This is a genomic window from Pseudobutyrivibrio ruminis DSM 9787 (genome assembly GCF_900218035.1).
GTDB classification, from domain to species: Bacteria; Bacillota; Clostridia; order Lachnospirales; family Lachnospiraceae; genus Pseudobutyrivibrio; species Pseudobutyrivibrio ruminis.
The window spans coordinates 128653-154978 of the sequence record NZ_OBMR01000006.1; the positions used below are offsets into that span (position 1 = coordinate 128653).

The 26326-nt window shown below is 37.5% G+C and carries 7 protein-coding genes; all 7 read right to left on the bottom strand.

Annotated elements, in window-relative coordinates; all coding sequences use genetic code 11:
• Positions 1 to 20: 20 nt before the first annotated feature.
• A complete protein-coding gene (locus tag CRN97_RS06925; RefSeq protein ID WP_097076347.1) occupies positions 21 to 1589 on the bottom strand; it encodes an ATP-binding protein in 1569 nt (522 codons plus the stop codon).
• Between the two features lie 84 nt (positions 1590 to 1673).
• Positions 1674 to 1904 (bottom strand): hypothetical protein, encoded by a 231-nt coding sequence (locus CRN97_RS06930; RefSeq protein WP_097076348.1) that lies wholly within the window; start codon positions 1902 to 1904, stop codon positions 1674 to 1676.
• A 79-nt stretch (positions 1905 to 1983) separates the two neighbouring features.
• The gene (locus tag CRN97_RS06935; RefSeq protein WP_097076349.1) at positions 1984 to 8676 is read right to left on the bottom strand and encodes an FN3 associated domain-containing protein; all 6693 of its coding nucleotides are present in this window, start codon (positions 8674 to 8676) and stop codon (positions 1984 to 1986) included.
• 228 nt (positions 8677 to 8904) lie between these two features.
• A complete protein-coding gene (locus tag CRN97_RS06940) occupies positions 8905 to 14103 on the bottom strand; it encodes a leucine-rich repeat protein (protein ID WP_179670700.1) in 5199 nt (1732 codons plus the stop codon).
• Positions 14104 to 14322: 219 nt separating this feature from the next.
• Positions 14323 to 19209: a leucine-rich repeat domain-containing protein gene (locus CRN97_RS06945; RefSeq protein WP_097076351.1), complete on the bottom strand. Its 4887-nt coding sequence runs from the start codon at positions 19207 to 19209 to the stop codon at positions 14323 to 14325.
• A gap of 142 nt (positions 19210 to 19351) precedes the next feature.
• On the bottom strand, positions 19352 to 24202 hold the full coding sequence (locus CRN97_RS06950; protein WP_097076352.1) for a C1 family peptidase: 4851 nt from the start codon (positions 24200 to 24202) through the stop codon (positions 19352 to 19354).
• A 201-nt stretch (positions 24203 to 24403) separates the two neighbouring features.
• Positions 24404 to 26299, bottom strand: a complete 1896-nt coding sequence (locus tag CRN97_RS06955; RefSeq protein ID WP_097076353.1) for a hypothetical protein — start codon at positions 26297 to 26299, stop codon at positions 24404 to 24406.
• Positions 26300 to 26326: the final 27 nt, after the last annotated feature.

Here is a 26326-nt window from a genome sequence, read left to right on the forward strand (position 1 = left end):
ATTAATCTTAATAATATTATTTATTCTTCCACCTGCCATCCTGCAAGTTTTCTTGTTTTTGAATCAAAGGATACTCCTATTTTATACAACTTTCTTTTATCAGCTTTAAATGGTAGTGCATATTCCTTTGAATTAATCTGCGCGATAGCATCTTCCGCTGATTCATCCCTTTTAAACTCAAATAAGTATATATATTTGCTGGTTTCAACCTTGCAATCAATTCGTCCGCTAAAAGTATGCATCTCACAAACAGTAAACTTACCTAATAACGTAAATACGATATATATTACAGACTGAAAATAGTATTCAAACGGATCCGATTCTTTGGTATAAGGGATACTTGCAAACAAAGCAATTAACACATTCTTGATTTGCTCTAAATCTCCATCCTCTACATATCTTCTTAGTGTGAAAATATCCTTATTCGATCCAGCGCCAATATCTGTAACATACTCTGGCAATAGACTTTCCAAGAAACCATTTTTTACTTCATCGTTTGGAAAGGCCAATGTGTACTCTCGAGCTTTGCGATCATAATCCACAATTGTTAAATAACCTGTCTGATAAAGTAAAGGTACTGCGTCTAAGTTATCCCCACTATAGTCCTTTAAAACACTTTCACTTGCATAAAGTTTATGATTTGTCAATTTGCTGTATTCAAAATTTGAAGCTACAAGTTTATTAACCAGGAATGTAGGTGTCCCTGTTTCAAACCAATAGGCACCGAAATCTTTATCAAAAAAGGATTTCAACAGGCTAAATGGATTGTAAACCCCAACACCTTCCGGATGAAAATGATACCCATCATATTGTTTCTTAAGAATATCCATACAGTCTTCTACGGTTAACTCTTGTCGTTCTGAGAGCTGCTTAACCTCCTCGTAGAAGTACTCCTCAATCTCTTCTTTAGTAATACCGCATATGCCAGAGAAATCCTGACTTAGCGAAATATCATTTAATTGATTCAGATCACTAAATATACTTACCTTATGGAACTTGGATACTCCAGTGATGAATATAAAATGAATATATTCATCGCAACTTTTCAATGTACTAAAAAAGGCTTTAAAAACTTCTTTATTATGATTCTGAAGTTCATCATTATCCACGACATCTAATAGAGGCTTATCATATTCATCTATAAGTACGACGCTACGAATCTTTTCCTTCTCATAGACATTAATTAAAAGGTTTTGGAAACGCTCAGGTAAAGAAGCTTCTTCATCTTCATTTCCATATTCTTTCTCCCATCTTTTAAGATGTGCATTTAATGAGTCTTCCAATCCACCTTTGACCTGATAATTGGCACCATTAAAGTCAAAATAAAAAACAGGATATTTTTTCCATGCATCAGGATTTTTTGCTTCTAATTGCTCTATCTTCAATCCAGAAAAAAGTTCCTTTTTCCCTTCCCAGTACGCCTTCAATGTGGAAAGCAAAAGACTTTTTCCAAACCTACGAGGTCTACTAAGAAAATAAGGTACGTTATTATGGACCAACTGGTATATATAATCAGTTTTATCAACATATACAAAATCTTCTGTTATTAACTTTTCAAAACCTTGAATACCAATTGGCAGTTTTCGCATTGTTTTATCTCCTTTAATTTCTAGGAATAGTATAACAGAGTTTCACTAAAAAAACAGCGGTCCGAAGACCGCTGTTTCCTGTTTTTACTTTCCAACCTTTTCATACTTTGCATAAAGAGTAGCTGTTCCGCCACCATTGCTAACTTTATAGCTTACTGTGAAGTCTTTATTTAATGTTAAAACATCACCATACTTATCAACTACTGTGTAGGCAACTGGTGATGTTGAAGGTTCTTCTGTACTAGATGGTGATTCCTCGTTTTGAATTATTTTTTCTTCCGCGGCCTCTGTTGCATAAGTGAAGGGCGAGGTCAATGACCTCGCCCTCCTTACTTGCATATTAAGATGCATGGGATTTACATCCCTTTATAATCAATCAGATATTCTGATTAGATTATTTCCAAATAGCATATACTGTCTTAGCTTCTATATCATCATCTGTCGGTGCATAAGAAGACCAATCAGAAATTACATCTGTCGCATCTGATGTTGCACCCCAACCCTTAAATGTTTTGCCTTCAGGGGCTATTAGTCCAGTTCCGTCTGATGCTTCAAATGTTTCACCATATGTATAAATTCCTGCATCAACAGAACCTGTTCCTTCATTAGCATTATAATTTATTGTTCTTGTAATAGGCGTCCATGAAGGTGTATATGTTCTGCTTCCAGCAGCTGTTACTGTACCAAGATTGATTGTCGCATTTGCAGCATATACTGTAAGCTCCTGATTTCCATCTGGACCTGCATCAGCTGCGCATACCCAACCTGCAAATGTGTAACCAGTCTTTGTCCATGGGCATGCTGGATACTTCGAATCTGAAGTACCTGTTATATATTCAATATCATCTATTGTGTCAGAGCCCTGTTCTGAGTCATCATTCTTCTCAAACTTGCAAGTAATAGCTAGTTTTTCCCATACTGCATAAAGTGTAAGAGTCTTACCTTCTTCGTTCATAACATCTGTTAACGCAGCTTCATCTTCATATTTAACGGCACCCTCTGCAGATGTTGCCCAGCCTTTAAATGCATAGTTTGTAATTGTAAAGGCATTTGCTGTAAGCTTTGTTCCAGCATTTGCATTCTCTAAATCATTCATCTCACCAGAAACAGTTTGATTTGTTGGAGCATTAGCTTCAAACTTTACTGTATAAGGATATGTTGCGTCTTCCCATCTAGCCTTAAGAGTAATAGCTTTTGGTGATGTTGCTAAAGCTGCTATTCCATCAGCATCAAGCTTTGTTTTGCCTACATAAACATCCCAAACAAGAGTTTTACCAGACTTTGTAACAGTTGTTCCTGCGGCCTGCGCTGAAGCTAATACACTTGCAGCGTTCTCCACGTTGTAGCTTGTTGGAGCTGCTGTTGTTACTGCTGCGCCACTATAAGTAATCTTGTAGTCGATAGGAGCCCATACTGCATAAAGTGTTACTGTACTGTCAGAAGCTTCCTTTACAACTGCCTTATCAGCATATGCAATTTCAGCAGTACTATAAGTTCCAGTTGTCTTAGACCAGCCTACAAACTTATAAGCTCCAGTTACCTTAAATGCGTTTGCAGCTAGTTTTGTACCAGATTTAATTTTTTCTTGTGTTGCCATTGTGCCTGACACATTACCAAGAGCACATACAGCTGACTCTCCTTCACCTGTTGTGTATGCAGCTGCGTTGTTATTATACTTAACAGTAAATTCATTCTGTGTCCATACAGGAGTAAGAGTTAAATCACCAATTGTTCCTGCTGCAATAGAATATGTTGTAACAGCAGATTCACCCTCGCCTGTTGTTTTCTTTAAAAGTGCTTTTGCATTAGAACACTTCCACCCTGTAAAAGTATAACCCGCCTTTACAGGTGTTGGAATTGAAGCAATTCCATCCTCTGTTGTATAAATATCTGTTGTAAGGTTTTCTGCATCCTTATAAGTTACTTTATATGAAATAGCTTCCCACTGTGCAGAAAGAATTGTGTTTGTGCCTGTTGCAAATTCATTATATAATTTTTGCTTATCTGTATATACTGTTGTGCCATATGTATATGGTGATTCTTCAGTGCCCTCACCCGATCTGACTTTCCAGCCAACAAACTTATATCCAGCGCGTTTTAGCTTATTTGCTGATATTGCAGTTGCGGTACCTCTCTTGATAGTCTGATCACTCATTTTACCAGTAGGTGTTACACCTGTTGGAGCATTTCCATCAAATATAATTTTGTATTCTCCAACTTCTTCATACTTAGCATAAAGTGTTGCTGTTTCGCCAGCATTGATGCTAGGAGTGTATGACGTTCCCTTCTCACCTACTCTAGATGTAAGTTCTTTATCTGAGTACCATCCCTCAAATACATACGTCTTTCCATCTACCTTGAATGAAGCTTGTGGTAATGTAAATGTACCATTCTTGCTTGTAAGAGCCTTTGTGGCACCTGTTGGATTAAGAGTTTTTGCTTCATCCCCTGTACCAAATGTCTGTGAAACTGCTTCGAATGTAAGGTTGTAGAGCATAGACTTAGCCTTAATCTTAAAGCTTAATGTCTTTGTTCCACCATAATTTCCAATACCTCTTACAGTTACCTTAGCTGTGCCAGCCTTTGCATTATTAACATAGCTTCCTTCAACAATTTCAAAATCTGTACCTAATACTAAATTAGTAGAACCAATTGCTGCTGTTGCAAAATCATCTGCTGTTAGAAGCACTGGGCTTCCTGCATATGTCTGGTCATTAATCTTGAACTTAGCAGAAGAAATATTCATATTTTTAGCTACTACACGAATAATACCTTCTGTCTCAGGTGTTGTTCCTACGTAATCACCATTTGTTCCAGCTGTAGCAACAGCGCGTAATTCTGTGCCTGCTGTTAAAACATCACCTGTTTTAACTTCATCATTTCTGTAAACGGTTACTTTTTCATTGTTTCTAGTAATTACCGCCGTTTCATTATAAACATATGTAAGTGTGTAATCTTTCTTAACTGCAAGAGCCTTGCCCAATGTAACAGTTGTCTTTGGCGCTTTGAACTTACCTTCTGTTATATCTGTTGTTACAATTGTAGCATCTGAAAGTGAGCCTGATGTAATAGCAAAATTAACAGTAATGGTTCCTGTATAGTTGCCCTTGCCTTTAATTGTTGCTGTTGGAGCCTTCTTAGCATCAGCAGCTGCTACAACCGTATTATTCTTATAAGTTACAGTGTAATCTGTACCATTAACAAGTGTTACATCATCTGTTGTCTCTGTTGTTCCAAATCCATCAACTAATGTAACTTTAGGCTGTGCTCCTGCCTTTGTGCAAGTAGCTGAACTCAACCTTGGATTAGATACACGACGTCCTTCTGTAAGCTTAGCGTCTGCTGCCAAATCAACTGGTGTAACTGTAACTTTCTTTGTAATATATGAACCATCATATTTGCCTATTCCACTAATTACCATAGTCTTAGTTCCAGCTTCAGCAGTAGCAAATTTCCACTTTGAACTATCTTTAGCATCAAATTTGTCAAACAACATTACGTTATAATCAGCACCAGCTGTAAGAGTTGTTGTACCATCCTTTACAACTACTCCAAAATCAGATACCTCTGGAATTGTGCCATCATATATAATACTTGTTTTGTCAAGTGTTACCTGATTTGCTGCAAGTTTTGTGCCTACAATCTTAAATGTCTTTATTACAGTTCCTGAATAACCCAAATCATTATTTGGGTACACAATTGCACTTGCAGTACCAACTTGTTGATTATTAATATAATAAACAACATAATTCTTTGTTGTATCAGTATTTTCCAATACCTTTCCTGCAGCTTTTACTGTAACAGTCGGTGTTATTGCAGAACCAGTATATTGAGCTGCAGATAGATTATTGACAGAAATAGCTGTTCCAGTAACTGTAAATGTCTTAGATACTGTTCCTGAGTAATCACCCATTCCTGTAATATATACATAGTATGTACCAACTGGCTTAGCTACCGCTTCAGTTTTAGAATAGCTTTTTTGTATTGGATTTCCATATGTTTCATTTACTGTACCATCATAGTAATTACAGCTAACATACACTGTATAATCTGTGTCTTTTACAAGTGTTGCACCAGTACTCTTGTCTGTAATTACAAGATTCATATCAATATCTTTGCCAGTCCATTTAGCCTTTGAAGGCATACTAATCTTTGTAGTTTTTGTTATTGATGTTGCTGAATCTATTACAGTATAAGGTGTTGACACTGCTCCTGATTTATAATTGCCTTTCATTGTTACAACTGCATACTTCGTGCCAGCCCCAACTGTCAACTCCGTGGTTGTAGCATTGCCGCCAACAATATTATATGAATCAAAATATTCTATTGTATAGTCTTTATTCTTTGTATATGTTTTAGTTACACGTTTTGTACCATTCCAATCAGTAGTTGTTACCTTTGCATTAGGCTGTACCAACTTACCTGTAGAAAGATATTGATTATAACATCCAGTGTATCCTGTCAAATCTACACTTGGATAAACAGTCATAGGATCGATAGCAAATCCCTGTGTAAATGTTCCGCTAAACTTACCCTTACCTGTTACTGTAATTGTTGGCTGCTTTGATACTGGATAATTTGTTGTATCTCCAACAACCCATGCATTTTTATTATTAGCATACTTAAGAGTATAGTCAGTCTTTTCTGTAAGAAGAGTCTTATGATAGTATACACGAAGCTCAGCAACTGTCTGTGCTTTACCTGTATATGTTAATCCATCATCTGTAATTGATGCTGTACCTATCCAAAGTCCTTCTGGTACTGCTGTAGCATCTGCCCACTGAGACTGATCAGCCAAATCAATATCTCCCCAGTCAGTAGCTGCAGCAAGCATTGTATATGTAAATGTAGCCACTTCTGACTGGCTATCGCCTTTTATTGCAATAGCTTTGATAGTGATAACGTTGTCTTTTGCCATATCACTTGTTAAAGTGATTGCAGATTTATACTGTGTTGACTCTGCTGTAGGATCAGCAGGTGTTGCATTATCTGTATCTGAAACAGTGTAGTAAATCTTTGCTCCAGTTGTCTTTGTAGCAATCCTTACTTTTGTTCCATAGCTAACGTTTGATATATCAATTGATTCTACCGAATATGGTGTTTCAATAGTCTCCTTATCGGCTACGATAGTATATGCAAGACTTGTCTCGCCATAATATAGTCCATTAGCATCTTTAACCTGAACAAAAGCTTTTGCTGTTCCTGGTTTTGTTGCATCCTCATAAGATACTGTTACAGGTGTGCTTCCATCTGATGAATTAGTGTACTCGACAGCATCAAAAACTGTTGTTGTATTACCTTCGTCATCTGTTGATTCAACAAGTCCTTTAGTTTTAACAACAACATTTGGCAATATTTCCTTGCCTGCATATGTGTACTCTGTTGCATTACCTTCAAAATTTGCCTGAAGTTGTGGAACATCATAACTTATGTTAGAAACGCTCGCATCAGCATCTGAAGGTGTTAATACATCTCCTGTTTTTGTAGTTGCCTGGGTTCCTAATTCATTTGCATAGTGAAATGAGCCAGCCTGATTAAATGTAGCTACTTTATCAACTACTAAAATATTGTAATCTGCCGCATTGTATTCTTTTTCTTCTACAACTTTTACTGTTCCAGTAAGAACATAGTTAGAGCTACCTTCCTCATCTCCTTCGTTAGCTCCGTATTCGGTACCTGTTAATGTAATTGTATATGTAGCTTCTGTAGCACCATCTCCTATTTCACCAACTTCAACTGTGTATACTACAGAATCATCTTCAGCATTTGAGCCATTCTCAACAACCTGATTATCAGAATAGTATAACTTCACTGCAGCTTTAAATGCAGCTTTACCCTCAGGCGAATTAACTATTGCTGTTGGAATAGAATTTCCGGTAATAGCCTTTATATCCTCTGTTGACACTCTACCTGAAGCTAATGTATTTGTACGTGTACCAACAGTATTAAAGCCAGCTTTCTTCGTCACTTCGGATTTAGATACACTACTATCCTCTGTAATCTCAAAAGTTTTCTTTACTCCACCTTCTGCTGTTTTATAATTAATAGAAGTATCAGTTTCATTTAATTCCAAAGTTAATGTAGCTGTGCCTACTGCAGTATTATTAGAATATGTTACTGTATAATCATTACTATTCAACTCAGAAAAAGCGCTAGATAGAGTAATCTCTGGTTCAACAGCTTGCGCTTCACCATCTTTATAGGTGAGAACAGTGGAACCTGCAATAGTAATATCATCAGCTGTAATTTCTTTTTCATTTATGTTAAATGTTCCTACAGCTGTACCACTATAATTGCCGTTAAATGTAGCTGTAACCTGATAGATACCAGCATTCTTAATCTTTGCTGCTTCTATTTCAGAGAATTCACCCTGTTCTGTAGCTTTATATTTATATGTAAGAGTGTAGTTTGAAGCATCAACTGTAGCAGCTGTTTCCTCGCTAGAATCCTTAACTATTACTTCAGGAGCCGCATCACCATATGTAATATCAGATACATTAACTACTGCGTTTTCAAGAGTTTTCGCTGTAATAGTAAATTCTTTGTTTACAGCTGAACCTTTTAAAGCCGTACTTTCAGCAATAGGAGTTACCGTCAAAGTATATGTTCCTGCATCTACCAATTCAGTAACTGTTTCTTCTCCTTTTTTCCATTCAACTGTGTAATCTGTACTTTCTGTTGCGTCATCAATTGTAACTGAAGGCTTCTGGTCTGTACCTGAATACACTGCTGTATCTGCCGATAATGTAACCATATCTGCAGTTAATTCTACAGCCTCACTTTCGTTTACTACTTCCTGTGTCTGCTCTTCTTCAACCGCTTGAATATCAGCAGACTCCTCCTGTGTTTCCTGAGTAACAGCTTCCTGCTGTTCTACTACAGGAGTCTCCTCAACAGTTGGCTCATCAACAACCACAACATCGTCAGATTCTTCCACTGGAATGGTTTCATCTTCCTCTGCCGTTTCTGTTGGAGTTTCAATTACTGTTGTTTCGTCCACTTCACCAGCCTGTACCATTGGTACATTGATTGACGAAGCAATCATCAATCCAGCAAGCGACCCACTTAGCAATTTCTTAATATGCATATATCATACCTCCGTTAAGTATAATTCGGGCCAAATTGTACACTCAGCCCCGTGTAATTTGCATTATAGTCTGTTTTTTTTTTTTATACAATTCATTTTCTGACAATACACACTCTCTACACACTATTTTCACAAATCATTTTGGAGGTTTTTATATTACAAAAGGGTCTGGCAAAAGCCAGACCCTTAACAGCAATCAGAAAGACCGCTACAAGAATTAAAAATATCTTATTTTGTTTTTAACTGATACCAAGCATATAAAGTCACATCTGTTCCTACTGGATAGTTCTCTGTGTCTACTGCAAAAATCACTTTTGTGTTTGTCTTTGCTGCTGGTAGATTTAGTGATGCTCTCATGCTTGCACACTCGTCTGCTGTCTCAGGAAGCTTACTCTGAGGAGTGTATGCCCAGCCTGCAAACTCATAACCTGCTGGTGCTACGTATCCATTTGCTGAAAGAGCTCCATTTACTGCTGTCTGGGTGCTTGCCATTGATTTATTATTCTTTGGCAATGAACCAAGGCCCTTATCGTAAGTTACATTGTACTTTGCTGACTTTGCTGCAATCTTGTATGTAACTTTCTTTGTACCTACATACTTTCCTTTGCCTACAAGTGTAAATGAAGCTGTTCCTACCTTTGTGTTGTTTGCAAAGTTTGTGATATCGTAGTTGCTTGATTTAACTGTTTCGTTCTTAAGTGTAACTTTGATATCTGATTCTGCTGGCTTTACTGCAACTCCATTTTCTCCAAATGTTACGTTTGCTACTGTAACCTTTGTTGTGTTGATGTCGTAACCTACTGTAAAGTTCTTTTCGATTGTAGCTTCTCCACTATCGTAGTTTCCTACACCTGTGATTACTGCTGTAAGAACTGTTCCTGCTGGAACGATATCTGTACTCTTTACTTCTTCACCAGCATCTCTTACATTTGTGAAGCTCTTCTTATTCTTCTTTCCAGCTACTTTTGTTTCTTCTGTGTACTTGTATGAAACTGTGTAGTGTGTCTTCTGCTTAAGTGTTGTGTTTGTTCTAGTATCTACAACAACTATCTTTGAATTGAAGTTATTTGCCTTATCAGCATAAACTACATCATTTACTGTTACTGAAAGGTTATCAAGTGTTGTTAAATCATATGAGCCTTCAAGCTTGTATGTTGCTTCTATAGGCTCCCCAGTATAAATACTTCCACTCTTTGGAGTAATAGTCATCTTTACTTCAGAGTCTTTAGCATACTTTGTTTTGTTGTCGGCTGGTGCGTATTGTGTCTCCCCTGGCTGTTTCACTGCATAGCTTACAGTATAGTCTTTGTTTATAGCCATTACATCACCATACTTATCAACTACTGTGTAAGCAGTTGGAAGGTAGTTCTTTGCCTTGTTTGTCCAAACTGGTGCTACTACTGCGTTAGTAGTTTCATCCATGAAGTTAGCCTTCTGCTTAGCTACGCATGGCAGTACTCTTACATTGGAGAAGTCCTGTTTTTTAAGGTCGTAAGATTCTTTTTTTGTTCCCTTAAAGTTTCCTACTCCCTTTAATGTATATTCCTCTGTTCTTGTGCCATCTGAATTTGTAGTACGTTTTACAGATGCTTTATAATCACTGGCTTTAAGTGTGTAGATTGTTTCATCACCAGATTTTACCTGGATAGCTTTGATGGCGCTAATTGTCTTGTTGTTTGCATTGTACTGAGCTGATATAACATCTTCATCTACTTTTATTTTTACTGAAGCATCATTAATATCAAGCTGATTGATTGTAAATGTCTTTGTTACAACTCCGCAGAAATTAATGCCCTTAAATGTAACGATTACCTGTGCTTTCTTTGAAGCGTTTGTATTGTTAGCGTATGTAACTGTGTAATCTGTATCAGAGATTTCTGTTTCTTTTTTTGTCTTAGGATCCTTGTAGACAACTTTTTCTACAGCTGGTTCCTTTGCCTGTCCATCAAATGTCCAAGTCTTATCCTCTAGTGTAACTGTTACGTTCTTTGCAGCTAGTGTAACTGCATTTTCACCTTTTACAATACTAAATGATTTTTCGATTGTACCTGTGTAATTACCTTTTGCTGTGAAGATAATTGTAGGTGCCTTTGCTGCATCATAAGCTGCAACGGCTTTGTTGTTCTTATAAGTTACCTTATAATCAGTTCCTTCTTTAAGAAGCTTCTTGCCATAGTATACTTCGTATCCTGAAAGCGCTACGTCTGCTCCTGTGAATGGAACTTCGATAGCTGAGGCATCATAGATTTCATCTCCGTATGTTACCCAGAATGCATTTGCATTCTTTGTATCATAAAGATCTGAATCTGCCTTTTCTTCTGTTACGTGAATAACTACTTCTGTAGTCTGGGTCTTATCTTTGAATGTTGCCACTGCTGTTACTTTATAAAATCCAGTTTTGGCAAGCTTAAATGTACCTGTGTACTCAGCATCTGTAGCCTCATCTGTGTATGAAGCCTGCTCTGCTTTATTTTCATTTGAATAGGCAAGGCTATATGTAAGACTTGCGCCATCCTCTGCGCATCTGATGTATACCTTGTCGCCTACAGTTGCCTCGAGTGTGCCTAAGTCTTCCGCCTCGTCTGCACCCCAGATGCCTACTGTTGGAGCTGCGATAGAATTCTTTACTGACTGATACTTTGCGTAAAGTGTTTGGTTCTTAGCTTCTGCTGTAACCTTTGTCTCAGCTGTGATTAACTCACCCTCTTCTGTGTACCAGCCTTCAAGTAATTCTTTCTGATTAGCATACTCATTCTTAACTGTTACTGTTGGAAGAGTTCCGTATGTATTCCCGTTCTTAACCTCAAGTGTGCTCTCCCCTGAAAGCTCACCGTAAGTGCCAGCATCGAATGTTACTGTGTAGTAAGGTCCATCCCACTTAGCGTGGAGTGTGATGTTGCTATTCATGGATGATACATCGATAGTAGTTATATCTCCTACATGCTTGCCTGCTGGCTTTGTAAACTTAGCATCGTAGTACCAACCTACAAATTTGTAGTCCTCACGGGTTGGGTCTGTGAGTTCAATGCTGCCATCGTCTTTTGAATAAATAGAAGGATAGCTTCCACTCATCTCACCATTATTCAACTTATAGCTGATGCCATTCATTGTAGTAATTCTATCTGAATTATTTTTATAATACTTTAATAATGTCTTCTCGGTTGTAGAGCCCTTCTTTACATAAAAATATGCATTATCACACCCATTAAAAGCATCCCAACCAATTTCTTTTATATTTGAGCCCATTATTACTTTGCTCAATGATTTGCAATTACAAAAAGCTTGAAATCCAATTGTTTGAACTGTTTCAGGCAATTCAATTTCTTCAATTGAGCTATTGCTAAACGCGTAATCAGCTATAGTTACAACTTTATCGCCTAAAACAACTTTTGATAATCCATTTGCTCTATTAAACGCACTTCTACCAATTTCTGTAACACTCGAAGGCAATTTAACTACAACTTCAGGATCGAATGTAGCATTGTCAAACAAACATGGCATAGTTTTCATACCTTCTGGTAATTCAACGCTTGTGATTGTTCTTCCCTCGAATATGCTTGAGCCACATGTAAGCGATTTACTTTTTATTGTAACTGTAGTGCCTGTAGAACCATTAGTTAGTTCAAATGCATAAGTCTCTATTTCTGATACCTTGCTTGGTATTGTTACCTCTGTTATTCCGTTACAATTACAAAAAGCCTGAAACCCTATTGTTTGAAGGGATTCTGGAAATTTGATTTCTTCAATTGAACTACCACTAAACGCGTAGTCATCTATTGTTTGTAACTTATCATCAAAGACCACCTTGCTTAGGCCCTTAGTATTAGAAAATGCGTATTGTTCAATCTTTGTTACTGTTGATGGTAATTTGAATTCATAATCAGTTGTAAATGTTGCATGATTGAACAGCTGTGGAACTGATGACATTCCCTCTGGTAATTCTGCACTTGTGATTGTTCTTCCCTCAAATATACTTGAGCCACATGAAAGTGCCTTACTTTTTACTACAACTTTTGTTTCTGCTGAGCCACTTCCCAACATAAATGCTTGGTATTCTATTTCGTTTACTTTGCTTGGAATTGTTATCTCTGTTATTCCGTTACAATTACAAAATGTCTGACATCCTATTTTTTGCAAAGATTCTGGGAATTTTACTACCTCAACTGAACTTCCACTAAATGCGTAGTCATCTATTGTTTGTAACTTATCATCAAAGACCACCTTGCTTAGGCCCTTAGTATTAGAAAATGCGTATTGTTCAATCTTTGTTACTGTTGATGGTAATTTGAATTCATAACCAGTTGTAAATGTTGCATGATTGAACAGCTGTGGAACTGATGACATCCCTTCTGGTAATTCTGCACTTGTGATTGTTCTTCCCTCAAATGTACTTGAGCCACATGAAAGTGCCTTACTTTTTACTACAACTTTTGTTTCTGCTGAGCCACTTCCCAACATAAATGCTTGGTATTCTATTTCGTTTACTTTGCTTGGAATTGTTATCTCTGTTATTCCGTTACAATTACAAAATGCCTGACATCCTATTTTTTGCAAAGATTCTGGAAACTTTACCACCTCAACTGAGCTACCACTAAATGCGTAGTCATCTATTGTAAGCAATTTAGCATTAAATACTACTTCTTTTAAGCCTTTAGTATTAGAAAAAGCATTTTGCTCAATTTTTGTAACTGTTGATGGTAATTTTAATTCATAACCAGCTGTAAATGTTGCATGGTTAAACAGCGCTGGTAGAGATGACATTCCTTCTGGTAATTTTGCACTTGTGATTGTTCTTCCCTCAAATGTGCTTGTGCCGCATGTAAGTGTTTTACTTTCTATAACAACACTTGTTTCTGTTGAGCCATCACCCAGTGCAAATGCACGATAACCAATCTCCTTCACAGAGCTAGGTATAGTAATGCTCTTTAATCCTGTACAATTTCCAAAAGCTGAAGTCTCAATTTTTGTTACGGAGTTAGGAATCTCAACAGATGTAACGCTTGTTGCTCCGCTAAAAGCACCATAGCCAATAGTAGTTATACCGTTAGGAATTACTACAGCTCCGCCAGTACCATTGTACTTTGTTAATGTAGTTCCGTTGATTTCAAATTCGTCTGTTGACTGTAAGCCAACTAAATCTTGCTCTTCTTCCTGTTCCTCTTCGAGCTCCTCTTCAGGCTCTTCTTGAGGCTGCTCTGTCTGAGCTTCCTCGCCCACATTCTGCTCTGCATCTGGTGTTGTTTCTTGCTCACCAGCATTTTCTTCTGGAACAGTTTCTTCTGTTTCGGTATCTGCTTCGTCTTCAGATACTTCTTCTGTTTCACTAGGTTCGTTTTCTATTTCTTGAACCTGTGTCTCGTTTTCTAAATCTGCTGCATATACTGGAAAATTTATCGATGTAAATGCAACAGCAAGCGTAAGTGCCATACTCAGCACTCTCGCAAGAGTTTTGTTCATATATTCTTCCCTCTCTCTCTTTTTATTATTTATAGTTCACGACATTCTATTCAGAACAAATCGTGAAAATTCTGTGAAAATTATACTATTACCCCACCCCTAAATTCAATATATTCCATCCACCATACACAATTATTTGCACAAAAAATAACGCCACGACAAATCGTGACGTTATTCATTATAAATTGGTTATTTAACTGTCACCTTCACAGCAAATTCTGTACCTTGTACATTGTTTCCTGTAAGCTGGTTATCATTCTTGATGCAATACTTTAATGTGTATGTAGTGTTCTTCTTTAATAAAGCTGCATTCTTTATCTTGATTGTAAGCTTACCTGTTGATGCATCGTAAATTGGTGCTTCAAATGCTTTCTGCATGTCTTTTGATGTATTCTTTGACCATTCAATATCATCAATGCTTACTGCTGTGTTCTTTGAAGTTACTGTAATCGAATTACCGTAGCTTGGGTTTGCAGCATATAAGTTCATAGCACTTGCTGAAAGTGTAAGCTTTGGCATTGACTGTGTTGGCTTTGGAGCGATTGTACATACTTCTGAAGTATAAGTAGCATCTTCTGCGTCCGTACCGAATGCATAATTAGCATTAATCTTGTATGTGATTCCCTGCAAATCTGCTCTCTCACTATCATTTACAACCAAGTTAATCTTGTTTCCATTAACACTTGCAGCATCAAATACGAAATGGCCTGCCATTTCACTAGGAATCAACTTCCATGTGCCTGCTGAACTATTGGTCTTATCTGGAACATATTCACTGATTAACTGAAGCTTTCTAGGATCAACTGTTCCGCTATAGTTTGCAACTGTAAGTGTGTATGTAATAGCTGATGAACCATCAAGTACATTGATTGTTCCCTTTGGCGCAAGCTTAATTGTAGGCTTCTTAAGATTTGACTTTACAGTAATCTTGAGGTCTGCAATTGTCTTACCATCAACTTTCACCTTAGAAATAGTAAATGTATTTGCTACACCATTAAGTTTCTTTGTAAGGTAGATGCTAAACTTACCAGCATTTAAATCAAATGCTATTGGTGAACCTGCGCTTGTCCATGCTGTATTTCCACCTACTCCGTAGCTGACAGGATTCTTTTTCTGTGTTGTGTTGATAAGTTCTGCCTCTGTCATATCAACTGTGTATGCACCATCAGCTGGAAGATTCAATACAGAATATGTTGTTGTAGCAATTTCTGCTGCATTTTCTCCGTCTGTAACTCCATACAGGTTGTCATTTAATGTGAATGTGGTTGCATTGAGCTTTACAGTTGGTACTGCTTCTAGAATCTGTACTGTTACAGCCACTGTTGCATCGTATGTGTTGCCACCTACGTATGTTCCTGTGTAAGGAACTGTGTATGTGTATTTTCCTTTAGCTGGAAGATTGTCTTCCTGCACAGAAGCCTTAAGCTTTCCGTTGTCATATTCCCATGATACCTTATCAGCCTCTGTCTTTGCTTTGCCCTTGTTTGTAGAAACAATTCTATCATCATGAACATCTAATCCTGTAATATAGGCATCCTTCAGAGCTGCTGTTGTAGAGTTCTGTGTTGCAGAAGCTATATTAATCTGTATGTTTGATGTTCCAAGTACAATCTTAGGATTTGCTGTAGCAACCTTTATTGTAAGTGGATATGTAAGTGTTTGGTTCCAGTTTGTGTTTCTAAGAACAATAATGGCTTTGCTGTTTGCACTAATTCCATCTGCAGGTGTTGTTACTGTAATTGTATCAGTCTCTACATCAACTGCAGGAGTAAGTGTTGTGAATGATAATGGAGTAGAACCTGCGGCATACTTATCAAATGAATGCTTATCTGTAAGGTCGATAACCTTCTTTGTCTTCTTATCTAATAGCTGAATATTAAATGACTGTGCTTTTGCAAATTTGCTTGTTGTAACTGTTGAGCTCGAAAGCACGTAAGCTGGTGCAACTTTTTGAGTTCCAATTGTGATCTTTACTTTTGCTTCAATTCCGTTCTTGTATGGAATTACAAGATAACCTGTAAGAGCTAACTTTTTATCTTTATCATTATATACCTTTAACTCTTCAGCTTTTTGATAGATTCTAAGCTTGCTGTAATCTCCAGCCTTTACTGGTTCTACATCAAAATTCTCCTTGAATACATTTCCTGTGTCTGTATCGAGACAGTCAAGGCTTACTTCCTTTGATGTGTCCCATTCGTATCCAGCTACCTTTGCAACAGTTGCTGTAACTGATGTATCTGCCTTTGTTTCGGCTGTTGCTTTATAGAATGTGTTAACCTTACCTGCAATTGTTACCTTTGGAGCTGGTGCCTTTGCAGTAATCTTTACTGTTGGTAATTTTGCATATACATAATCTGTGTTATCAACAAGACACTTAACATAGAGGTCAGCTACACTTGTTTCTTTATTTGCATATTTTGAATCGGTGTATAAACCAATATTTAGTGTCTGATCATAATCGCCATCTGCTCTTTCAACCGGCTGACTAACAACACTAACAGAGAACTGTTTGTCCATTGATACCCATTTCTTGTTTGAGTATTGAACAATCTCAATGTCATCTGTTGAAATAGCACCATTGTATGATCGAACGATGTTGAAATCTGTTCCCTTATTTGATTTTGTGTTGATAACGATTGTTGAATCTGAAACAGCTGGTGTCTTATCAACTACTCTAACAATAAACTGAATTGATGCAGTCTCTTTTGTTGTAGCTGATTTTTCTTTAGATGTAGCTGTGATGATTGTCTCACCTACGCCACATACCTTGATTGTGTTGCTTGTTGATTCAGTAGTTGAACTTGCAACTGTAGCAATGGCTGTGTTTGCACTCTTCCATGTGAATGCTGTATCCATCTCTAATCCATTGGTATCGAGAGCTTCAACTGTGACATTAACGTCTCTTGTCTTCTTTGCATGCTTTGCAGCTTCAACCCAAGATTTAGAGAATACGATTGTATTTAATCCTGTCTGAGAATCTACTGCCTTTGTCATTTTGTATGTATCTTCAAATGACACATTAGAAATAGAATTAAACTTCTGTACTGCCTCGACATATACCTTTGCTGTAACAACAATCTTTTTATTAGCGTTTAAAGTAGCTGTTACTGTAGCATAACCGTCCTTTGTGCCTGTTGTAGATGCAACCGCTCTAATCTTACCGTTGGCATCTACCTTTACACAATTTGTGTTGTTACTCTTGAATGACCATAACCATGGATTTGATGTTACTGAGCCATAGTTACTATTTATCGCACGAATTGTAAGGGGAACGCTTTGTCCTAATGTATTGATTTCAATAGCATCATTAGTATTAGCATATGTTACGTAGTCGTTTTCTTTTATTTCAAATGTAAATGTTGTGTCTGTTTGCGAAATGTTTGCAAATGCAACATTTACAGGGATCTTGCCTTCACTATCAACATCCGAATTTGTAACTGTAAATGAGTATGTTGATGCACCAGTCTCATCTGTTGTTGCAGCTGAGCCAACATAGGCATCCTTTGTTCCATGTGTCATGGAAATCAAAGTGTAGTTCTTTGCTGCCTTTGGTGTAACATTTACTTTATCACCTAATGTCACAATATTTTTTGCGCCGGCAACTGTTACAGAATTTCCATCCTTTTGCTCGTTGATATCAAATGCTAATCCTGTATATAAGCTACTAAACTTTACTTCCTCAGTGCTATGTTTGCCCTGCCAATCCTGAATATTTCCGTCGTATCCGTAAATAGTCATGCCCTTGTTTATAGGGAATGAATTGTAATAGAGGGTCATAGAATTGCCATTTGTAAGGGATTTACCCTGTAATGACTTTATTGTTACAACCTTGTTGCATGACTTGAAAGCGTTATTAGCAACCTCTGTAACAGATTCGTTAAGAATAACTTCTGTCAACCCGGTGCAGCCTTCAAATGCACCTGTTGCAATTGTTGTAACTCCAGTATCAGCCTTGTTAGAACCAATTGTAACTGTAGTCATATTTGTACAGTTAAGGAATACTCCCTCTGTGAGTGTGTGGTATGTATCTGGAAGCGAAATGCTCTTTAATCCACTGTTTGAGAAAGCACCCTTGCCAATTGTAAGGCTAGTTCCATCAAGTGAAGATAAGTCGATGCTGTATAACTTTGAGCAGTTTGCAAACGCATTTGAGCTAATGCTTACCAATGTAGTTGGTACTGCGATTGTCTGATTAACTGCTGTGTTTGCAAATGCATTGCTATCTATCTTAGTAACTGCTGTTTTATCAAAGTTCTTGAGTGTATTGAGAGCTGAGCAATAAATGAAAGCTGAATCGCCAACCTCGGTAAGAGATGTGGCCTTTGAGAAATCAACTCCACCTAAGCTTGTACATCCCTGGAAGCAATACTGACCAATCTTTTGAACTCCTGCTGGAATCTTGAAGTTGGTAGCCTTTGCTGAGTATGCCAGCTTTGTACAGCCTCTGAACATAGCCTCTGGGAACTCTGTAGCACTTACTGTATCGTTCTCGAATTTGACTGTTGTAAGGTTTTCGCAACCATCAAAAGCTCCTGTTTTGAACTCCTGAACAGTTGATGGAATTACAACTGATGTAATGCCTGTGTTGCCTTTGAAAATATCGGCAGGGATAATCTTTACAACTGCTCCTTCTGGAAGCATCTTTGCAATATCAATATCACCTGATAATTCTTTTGAAGAAGACTTAACAAGTGTGCCCTGGCCATCAACTGTAAATACAGTAGATGTAGCTTCTAAGAGCTCCTGTTCTTCTTCCTCTTCTACTGATTCTAAATCATCTGTTGTTTCTTCCGATTCAGACTGTGGCTCAACTTCAGAATCATTTTCTGTTTCATCTGAGCCGGCTTCTACAACTTCCTCTGTGGAAGGTGTGGTCTCTTCTGGCTGAGGAGTGACGGCTTCCTCAGCATCTGTTGTTTCTTCTGATGCATCAATATCGTCTGCATCTGTAGAAGAACCTGAAAGCACTATCTCGGACTGAGGAGTACTTTCCGCCGCTAATGCTGTCATAGGTGCAAGATTAAGCATCATGCACGCGCTAAGCACCAACGCAAGCATACGAAATCTTTTTTTCATAGCATTTCCCTTTCTTACTATTAACTCTTTTAATGTATAAAAAGCAATTCAAAAACCGCTCCTTTTGAATTGCTTTTACACTAGATATTGTATCACTGTATCATGGTGGATACAATATCAATTGATTTTATTATATTGTATATTACTGCATACTTTTCGGATTAATCTTGAATGTAATCTTCTTTGTGCCGCCATATTCTCCAGTACCTTTTATCAACACTGAAGCTGTACCTTTGTTGGTATTTGCTGTATATGAATCGGTATCGATATAAAAATCTCTTCCAGCGACAAGCTTAGTCTTACCAAATTTAACAGTAAGATTTGAAGCCTTTATAGATTTTGCGTCCCCAGAATAGGTGACACCAGCTTTTATATTATCAGATAGTGTAACTGCTGATTTTGATAAATCTTTTTTCATAATACGGTAAGTAGCGGAAGCAACAGTTGTGTTTTTGTATGCACCCTTTCCTACAACTGTAACTCTGATAACAGTTCCTGCTGGAATAATGTCTGTACTCTGTACCTCGCTGCCAGCTACACGTGTAGCTTCGTCTGTATACCAACCTTGTTTATAAGTTACATCAGTTTCATTCTCATAGGTGTATGCAATATTTATTTTGTCGTAATCAGTTCCAGCAACCAACTTCTTGCCATTTGTATCACACAAGACTGGTGCCACTTTATATGCATTTGCTTTTGAGCTCACCATCTTATCCGCTGCTGTTATCTTGGCTTTTGATATATCAGCCTGTACTATCGCGTAACTTGCAGTAATCGCTGTTCCTGTAAGATTCTTCTTAGGCGTTGCAGTTACTGTTACCACAGATTTGCCGTTTTTACTAATTTCTGCTGCATTATCTGTTTTTGTCCAGGTAATCTTGAAATTAGCATTTGCTTCAGCAGCAGTCATTGCTTTTCCATTGTAGGTAAACTTTGGAGTAAGCTTTACACCGCCTTTGGTATATGCTATCTGAGATTTACTGTCCAATCCATCAAATGTCATCTTAACATTAGATGTGTCAGCCTGAACCTTTTCAACTGTAAACGCATTATTCTTTGTTATCTTTCCAGCGTATCCATTGATTCCCTGAATTGTAATGGCTTTAGCACCTATATTTGTAGAGTCCTTCGGCATCACTACGGTGTAATCCTGGCCCTCTGTAAGTTGCTTAGTAGTGGTTGTACCATCTACAGTTTGACTAAGCACTACTTTCACACCCAAATCAGCAGAAGTATATGCCTTGTTTGTAAATGGGACAGTTTTCTTTTCTGTAGTAATTTTTGTTACTTCGATAGTTGTATTCTTCGCCGTAAGAGTAGCCTTTGGTGTAATACTGTAAGACATATTTACAACGCCAGAGTATAAACCACAACCATAAATCACATCATTTGTTTTTCCAACTTCTGTGCGATTTCCACGAACAACTATGAAATCCAAACCATAGTCTAGTTCCTGTTCACCGCATTTGACATTTGTTGAATAATCCTGCTCTATAGTCTTTCCTGTATATGTGACATTTTTCTTGAAGTTGCCTGCTTTAAAGTTTGATGCTGTAAGCTTTGCTTTTCCGTAATAATCCTCTTTAGCCTTTGTAATGTAAGGCACTTTGAAGCTTCCTGTATAGTTTCCTTTTCCAGTAACCACCATGCATTTAGGACCAACTTTATTTGTCAGCTTTAATAACGTTACATCATCGTATGATGTGGTATTTTCTTTATCTATATCATAGTAGGCAACTGTGTAGTCTCGTCCCGCAGTAAGCTTTGCTGCAGTTGTTTCTTTATCCACGATTCCAGGGAACACAGTTAATGTTGGCTTCACTAGGCCTTTACCCTGAATATAGTAGACACCACCTGAGGCTAAACCTGTTCCATTATCGGTGAGATCAATTGGTGTAATGGACATCTTCTTAACCAAGGTTCCAGCGTAATTGCCTTTACCATTGATTGTGAGTGTCATTGTACCAACGTTTTTATTACCTTTAAGAGTATATGTGTAGTCCTTTTTGTTAGCTAAGAGTTTTGTACCGTCGTATACTCTAAAGCCTGTGTCAGGAGCAAGGTTATAGGCTGTTCCAGTGTATTTGTATGAATCCGAAAGTCCGGCAATCCATAAGCCTGTAGTTGGTGTAGAAGCAAATTCTGCTTTATCTTCCTTGCTATACAGCTCGCCATACTGTGGATAAAGAACCACCTTATCTTTTAACGGATATGTGCCGTAACTCTTACTTTTTTCTCTGGTAAATAGTTGTTCTGTTGTTAGCCGTGTGACTGGTGTGTCACCATTTTCATCTAATGACCAGTACAAGAACTCTGCCTTCACACCATATTGTGATGGATATGTTGAAGGGTCTGTTGACATATTTTTAGCTGAAGGTATGGTGTAATTACCATTCGATATAGTTCTGCCTGTAGCTATGGTAATTGTATTTGATGTATAACCCGTAAGCTTATTATTTGGCACTGCGTATACTATCGACACCGGATAAGTCTTCCACTTAGGATACAATGTCAAATCCTTATTCGATGTATTCAACGTGCTATTTGTAATCTTTGTTGTAAGATTTGAGTTGGAATACCATCCCTCAAGAGTATATCCATCATTTGCCACTTGCTCGTCAGTTGGCAACTTGCAATAGGTGCTATTGCCTGGAAAATATGTATCGTAAAGAGTAGAATATTTCACATCATCCCCTAAAACATAAGTGATATTGTAAGGGGCAATATTTACGTGCAATGTAACTTCTTTATTTTTATATTTTCCAGTAATAGCCGCCGCACCATGAGCGCCAGTAGCTTTTACCAATCCTGTGTTGCTAACTGTTGCAACAGTGGTATCTGATGATGACCATGTCAGCTGCGCATTAGATACTGATGAGCTAGCATCTAGTTTTATCTGATAGCTTTCTCCTTTATGAATGAATATCTCATTTTCGGACAGGTTTACACTATCATTTACTGCTACTGATCCACCATTGTTTGTATACAAACGAATCTTGGCATCCTCAGCTACATGGTATCCGGAAATGTTTGTTCCAGCATTATGGTAAGTATAATGACTGAGCTTACCATTAGAATAATAATTATCCTCAACAACTACTGATGCTTTCTGAGAGCCAGGCGCTGATATCTTTACCGTAACTGATACATTTGTATCTTTAGAAAGTGAAATAGGCTTTTTAAGCGGAATCGTATATACTCCCGCAACAGTGTTTTTATATGAACCTGATGAAGAAGTGTTGCCAGCCTTAACTGTAACTGTGATTGTCGAATTTGTGTTGATTGTATCTACAGAAACTGCCTCAATAGTCTCTCCGGCAGCTACTGTATATTTTGTTGTATATGAAACCTGGTTCGTACTGTATGTATACCAAGCTCTATAGTCACTTGTGGCATACGAATATACGTTATCATACACATCTGTGCTTGCTGAATATGCTGTTACAGTCTCGCTGTATAACAAACCTGCATCGTAATATGACAGCCAAAAATATCCATCAAAACCATAATCATCCAGTCCCCAACTGTTTCTAACAAGCCAAGCACCATTTCCACCAGTCTCTGTAGAAAAGTTTTCTGCTGGGAAATTATCATCCCATCCAACTAAAGCAACTGCATGGTTTACACTTTTCGCTGTTCCATAGTACGAATTGTATGTAGCGTTGTAGTAAAATTCATCTGCATAAAACGATGCGCTTACAGCTCCGTGTTGCATAATCGATGATTTAACCAAATCTGCATCTGATATATTCATCTCATAAACATCATTAATTCTAGCCACATTGCTGCTTACTGCGTATTTTTCTGGGACTTTATAACTTGAGCCCTTCGAATATGGTACATCCGCCTCATATACAGGTCCGACACTATTCATAAGTGCATTGTATGCTATAGAGTCATTGCCACCATTATCAAGGTAGTCATAATTGTATGGAATGTAATAACTGTCGTTGTCGTGGCAATTCTTTGGATCATCATAATCGTGAGCTGTAAAATATGCCAATTGCAGCTCTGAAAGGTCAACAGATTTTCCAGATGAACCATTGCTTATCATCTCTGCTTCAATTGCAGCCATGGTAGAGAAAGTCCAACAAGCACCTTCACTACCTTGGTTACGAATCTCAGGTAGATTGCCCGATTCGTATCCGTTATAGCTGGCTGGTATTGAGCCAGCATAAAGCATGTCGTTTGATTCGGAACGGTCTACCTTTGGTGCCCCGTAACCATCAGGACGAGACACATATCCTGTATCACCGTGATTTTCATTTTCGACAGTGACCTTTAGAGTAGGTAGCTTTACATCCTCCGATACCTCATAGTCACCGTTGACCACTGGTTCAAATGTATACTCACCTAACCACTGATTGTAGTCATCAACATCCACCCAATCGTATATACGAATTTCTACTGTGGATTCATCATCTAATGTTGCAGTGATTGTCTCTGGAAATTGCTCCTTTAGACTTTCTAAAGCAAGCTTGTACTCTGTTGTGATTGGAGTAATGTCTGCAAAACCGATGATTGTGTTTGATGTTGTTTCAGAATCTTTTTCGTCTGATGATTCTTGGTCGTCCTGCTCGTATTTGTCGTCTGAATTTTCATCATCTGATTGATTTTCTTCTGACTGAACCTCATCAGGATTTTGTTGTCCCTCAGCCTTTTGCTTGTCAGCAGAAGGCTGATCATTGGCAGGGTTCTGGTTGTTATCAGTTGGCTGCCCGTCTGAATGATTTTGGCCGTCAGTCGTTGGAGTTTCATTATTAGCCTGACCAGTTGTGTCTTTCTTGTCTCCCTCCACTGAATCTGAAGCCCCTGCCGGCTCTTCTTCTGATTTCTGTTCTCCTGAAGAATCCTTGACGGCGGATTCCTCACTTGCTGTCAGCTCTTCTGATGGCTCCATAGCATATGCTACACCCATGTCCGCAAAAGTTGACATAAAAATTTGCATGGCTATAAGTAAACCTATAGCCATGCTTTTGATTTGTTTTTTCATTTTTCTTCTCCCTTTGATATGATATGCGCTAATTCTCAGGACCGCACATCTTTTTATACTCTTTTTTAAACATAAATACTCATTTAATTCTGAATCATTTAACAATTTATTTTCATAACTTACACTTTAATTCCATTTTCTTACCCTCACTCATTAATACTATCATCAAACTCCTGTATTGACTTTACAGCATCCCACTTTTTATTCACTATTTCTACCATAACTTCTATTCTTATTGTGGATACCTGATAATGTTCTAGATAGAATTCCCATTATAATTCCAAGTATTCCAAGCATACTTTTCATGTAAACAGTATTACCAGATATTAGTAAAAAACCAATTGCAACTATCCCGCCAATTACTATTATACAATCACCTACGCTCTTATTTTTATTACTAAATAAAATACCTATCATTCCAATAAATAATCCGGCCATTATCACCATAAAAAACCATGGTATCACCCCGTAGTATTTTGCAATCTCTGAAAGGAATGAATACATTGAACCATCTTCTGCCAAGTCATGAATAAATCCCTGAGGATATTCACCAAGTACCAGTTCTACAACTTGTCTTTGAAGGTGAAGCCACCCACCAATGCCTCCTGGCATAAGCATGATGGGAAGAATTGCATGAGTCTTTATTCCATTAACAATCAGTCCCACGACAATAAGAATTACTGAAACCTTTTTATTAAGTGTCATGCCAAATCCATATCCAACTGGCAGTACCATAAATGCATACATAAAATCAATCTGGCCTACTTTTAGAGCATAATATGCCGACACAAGGCACCCGATTGAAAGAAAGAAAAATGCCAGGTCAAAATTATTCTTTTGCAATTCAAGTCTCTTTGACAACTTAATTAGTGATACATCTTCTCTAATATGCAACTCATAAATCATTCCTGCCAACATCAAAAATGGCACCCAATTATATCTTCTATAAAATCCTGCTGGATCGAATGATAAATAAATATTTAAAGCTATCCAAAGTGGTAGTAGCCAATATCTTATATTTCCCTTACTATTTCTGTTTATTGTTAGTCTTAATACCTGCACTAAGGATATCATTCTAAATATCTCTATTAATATCCATGGAACGATACCATAGTTTCTAGACCATTCAAGATATGCATTGTGAGTACTCCCGCTATTGTGAATAACAGAAGTCCATCCACCAAGCGGGTATTTTGCAGAATTTTCTATGCCTTCTCGCATAAGGGCAAAACGAACATTATGGAAAACACCGCCTGTTCCCATCCAATAGCTATGCATATACAAATCTCTGAATCCAAACCAGTTAAAATTAAATGCTCCTGCAATTAATAAAGCAATAGCTATTATTCCAATCAAAACTGCAATCAGTATTTTTTTATAATTCCTATTCTTTGCTTTTGTCTGATTAAAAAGATAAATAGGAATCATCAGGCCAAGTTCGATTATCAAAATACCTGCATTTAATCTGCCTTCCCATCTAACACCGAGGTACTGGATAAGGATGTTTAAAATAACAACTATAGTAGCTAAAGCCTTGTTCTTCTTTCTTTCGATTAGAACATATATAAGCGCTGTTGTTACAAAGAAGAATCCATACTCATAGTTATTTCTTGAAAACATTTCATTTTCAAAAAAAGATGGCCACGTTTCAGTGTCCATTGCGCCAGTAGTATAATTCATCGAGTAATTTAAAAGTGTTTGAACGCAAAAGCCGCTCCCCATTGCAATCAATGCATTCTTTGAAATGGTTTCATATTTATCATTACTGATATTCACAATTATCTTTCCAGCCAGGTAGCTAAGTGGGAATATCAGCACATAGTGCCATGATGAACGCCATGCTGGAATATTTGGCATGGTAAATTCATCATAAGACAACATCATTACTGAAAATCCTGTCAAAAATAAAAAATTGAAATCCACATGTAAATGACCCGCACCAAATACCAAACAATCAATCACAACAACAGCTATGAGCATATACATCATAGCCGCAGTTGGAATTAGGTTGTACATAAGGCCATACATAAACAAAGCCGCGTAAATGAAGGCCATTTCAAATTTTTTCTTTTCAAATATCTTAAAAATACTTTCCATATGTCATTCAATCCCGTCATACAGTTC

Bases quoted from the DNA above. Each gene is read 5' to 3' on its own strand.
- CRN97_RS06925 (WP_097076347.1), bottom strand. From the start codon at position 1,589: ATGCGAAAACTGCCAATTGGTATTCAAGGTTTTGAAAAGTTAATAACA.
- CRN97_RS06935 (WP_097076349.1), bottom strand. From the start codon at position 8,676: ATGCATATTAAGAAATTGCTAAGTGGGTCGCTTGCTGGATTGATGATT.
- CRN97_RS06940 (WP_179670700.1), bottom strand. From the start codon at position 14,103: ATGGCACTTACGCTTGCTGTTGCATTTACATCGATAAATTTTCCAGTA.
- CRN97_RS06945 (WP_097076351.1), bottom strand. From the start codon at position 19,209: ATGAAAAAAAGATTTCGTATGCTTGCGTTGGTGCTTAGCGCGTGCATG.
- CRN97_RS06950 (WP_097076352.1), bottom strand. From the start codon at position 24,202: ATGAAAAAACAAATCAAAAGCATGGCTATAGGTTTACTTATAGCCATG.
- CRN97_RS06955 (WP_097076353.1), bottom strand. From the start codon at position 26,299: ATGGAAAGTATTTTTAAGATATTTGAAAAGAAAAAATTTGAAATGGCC.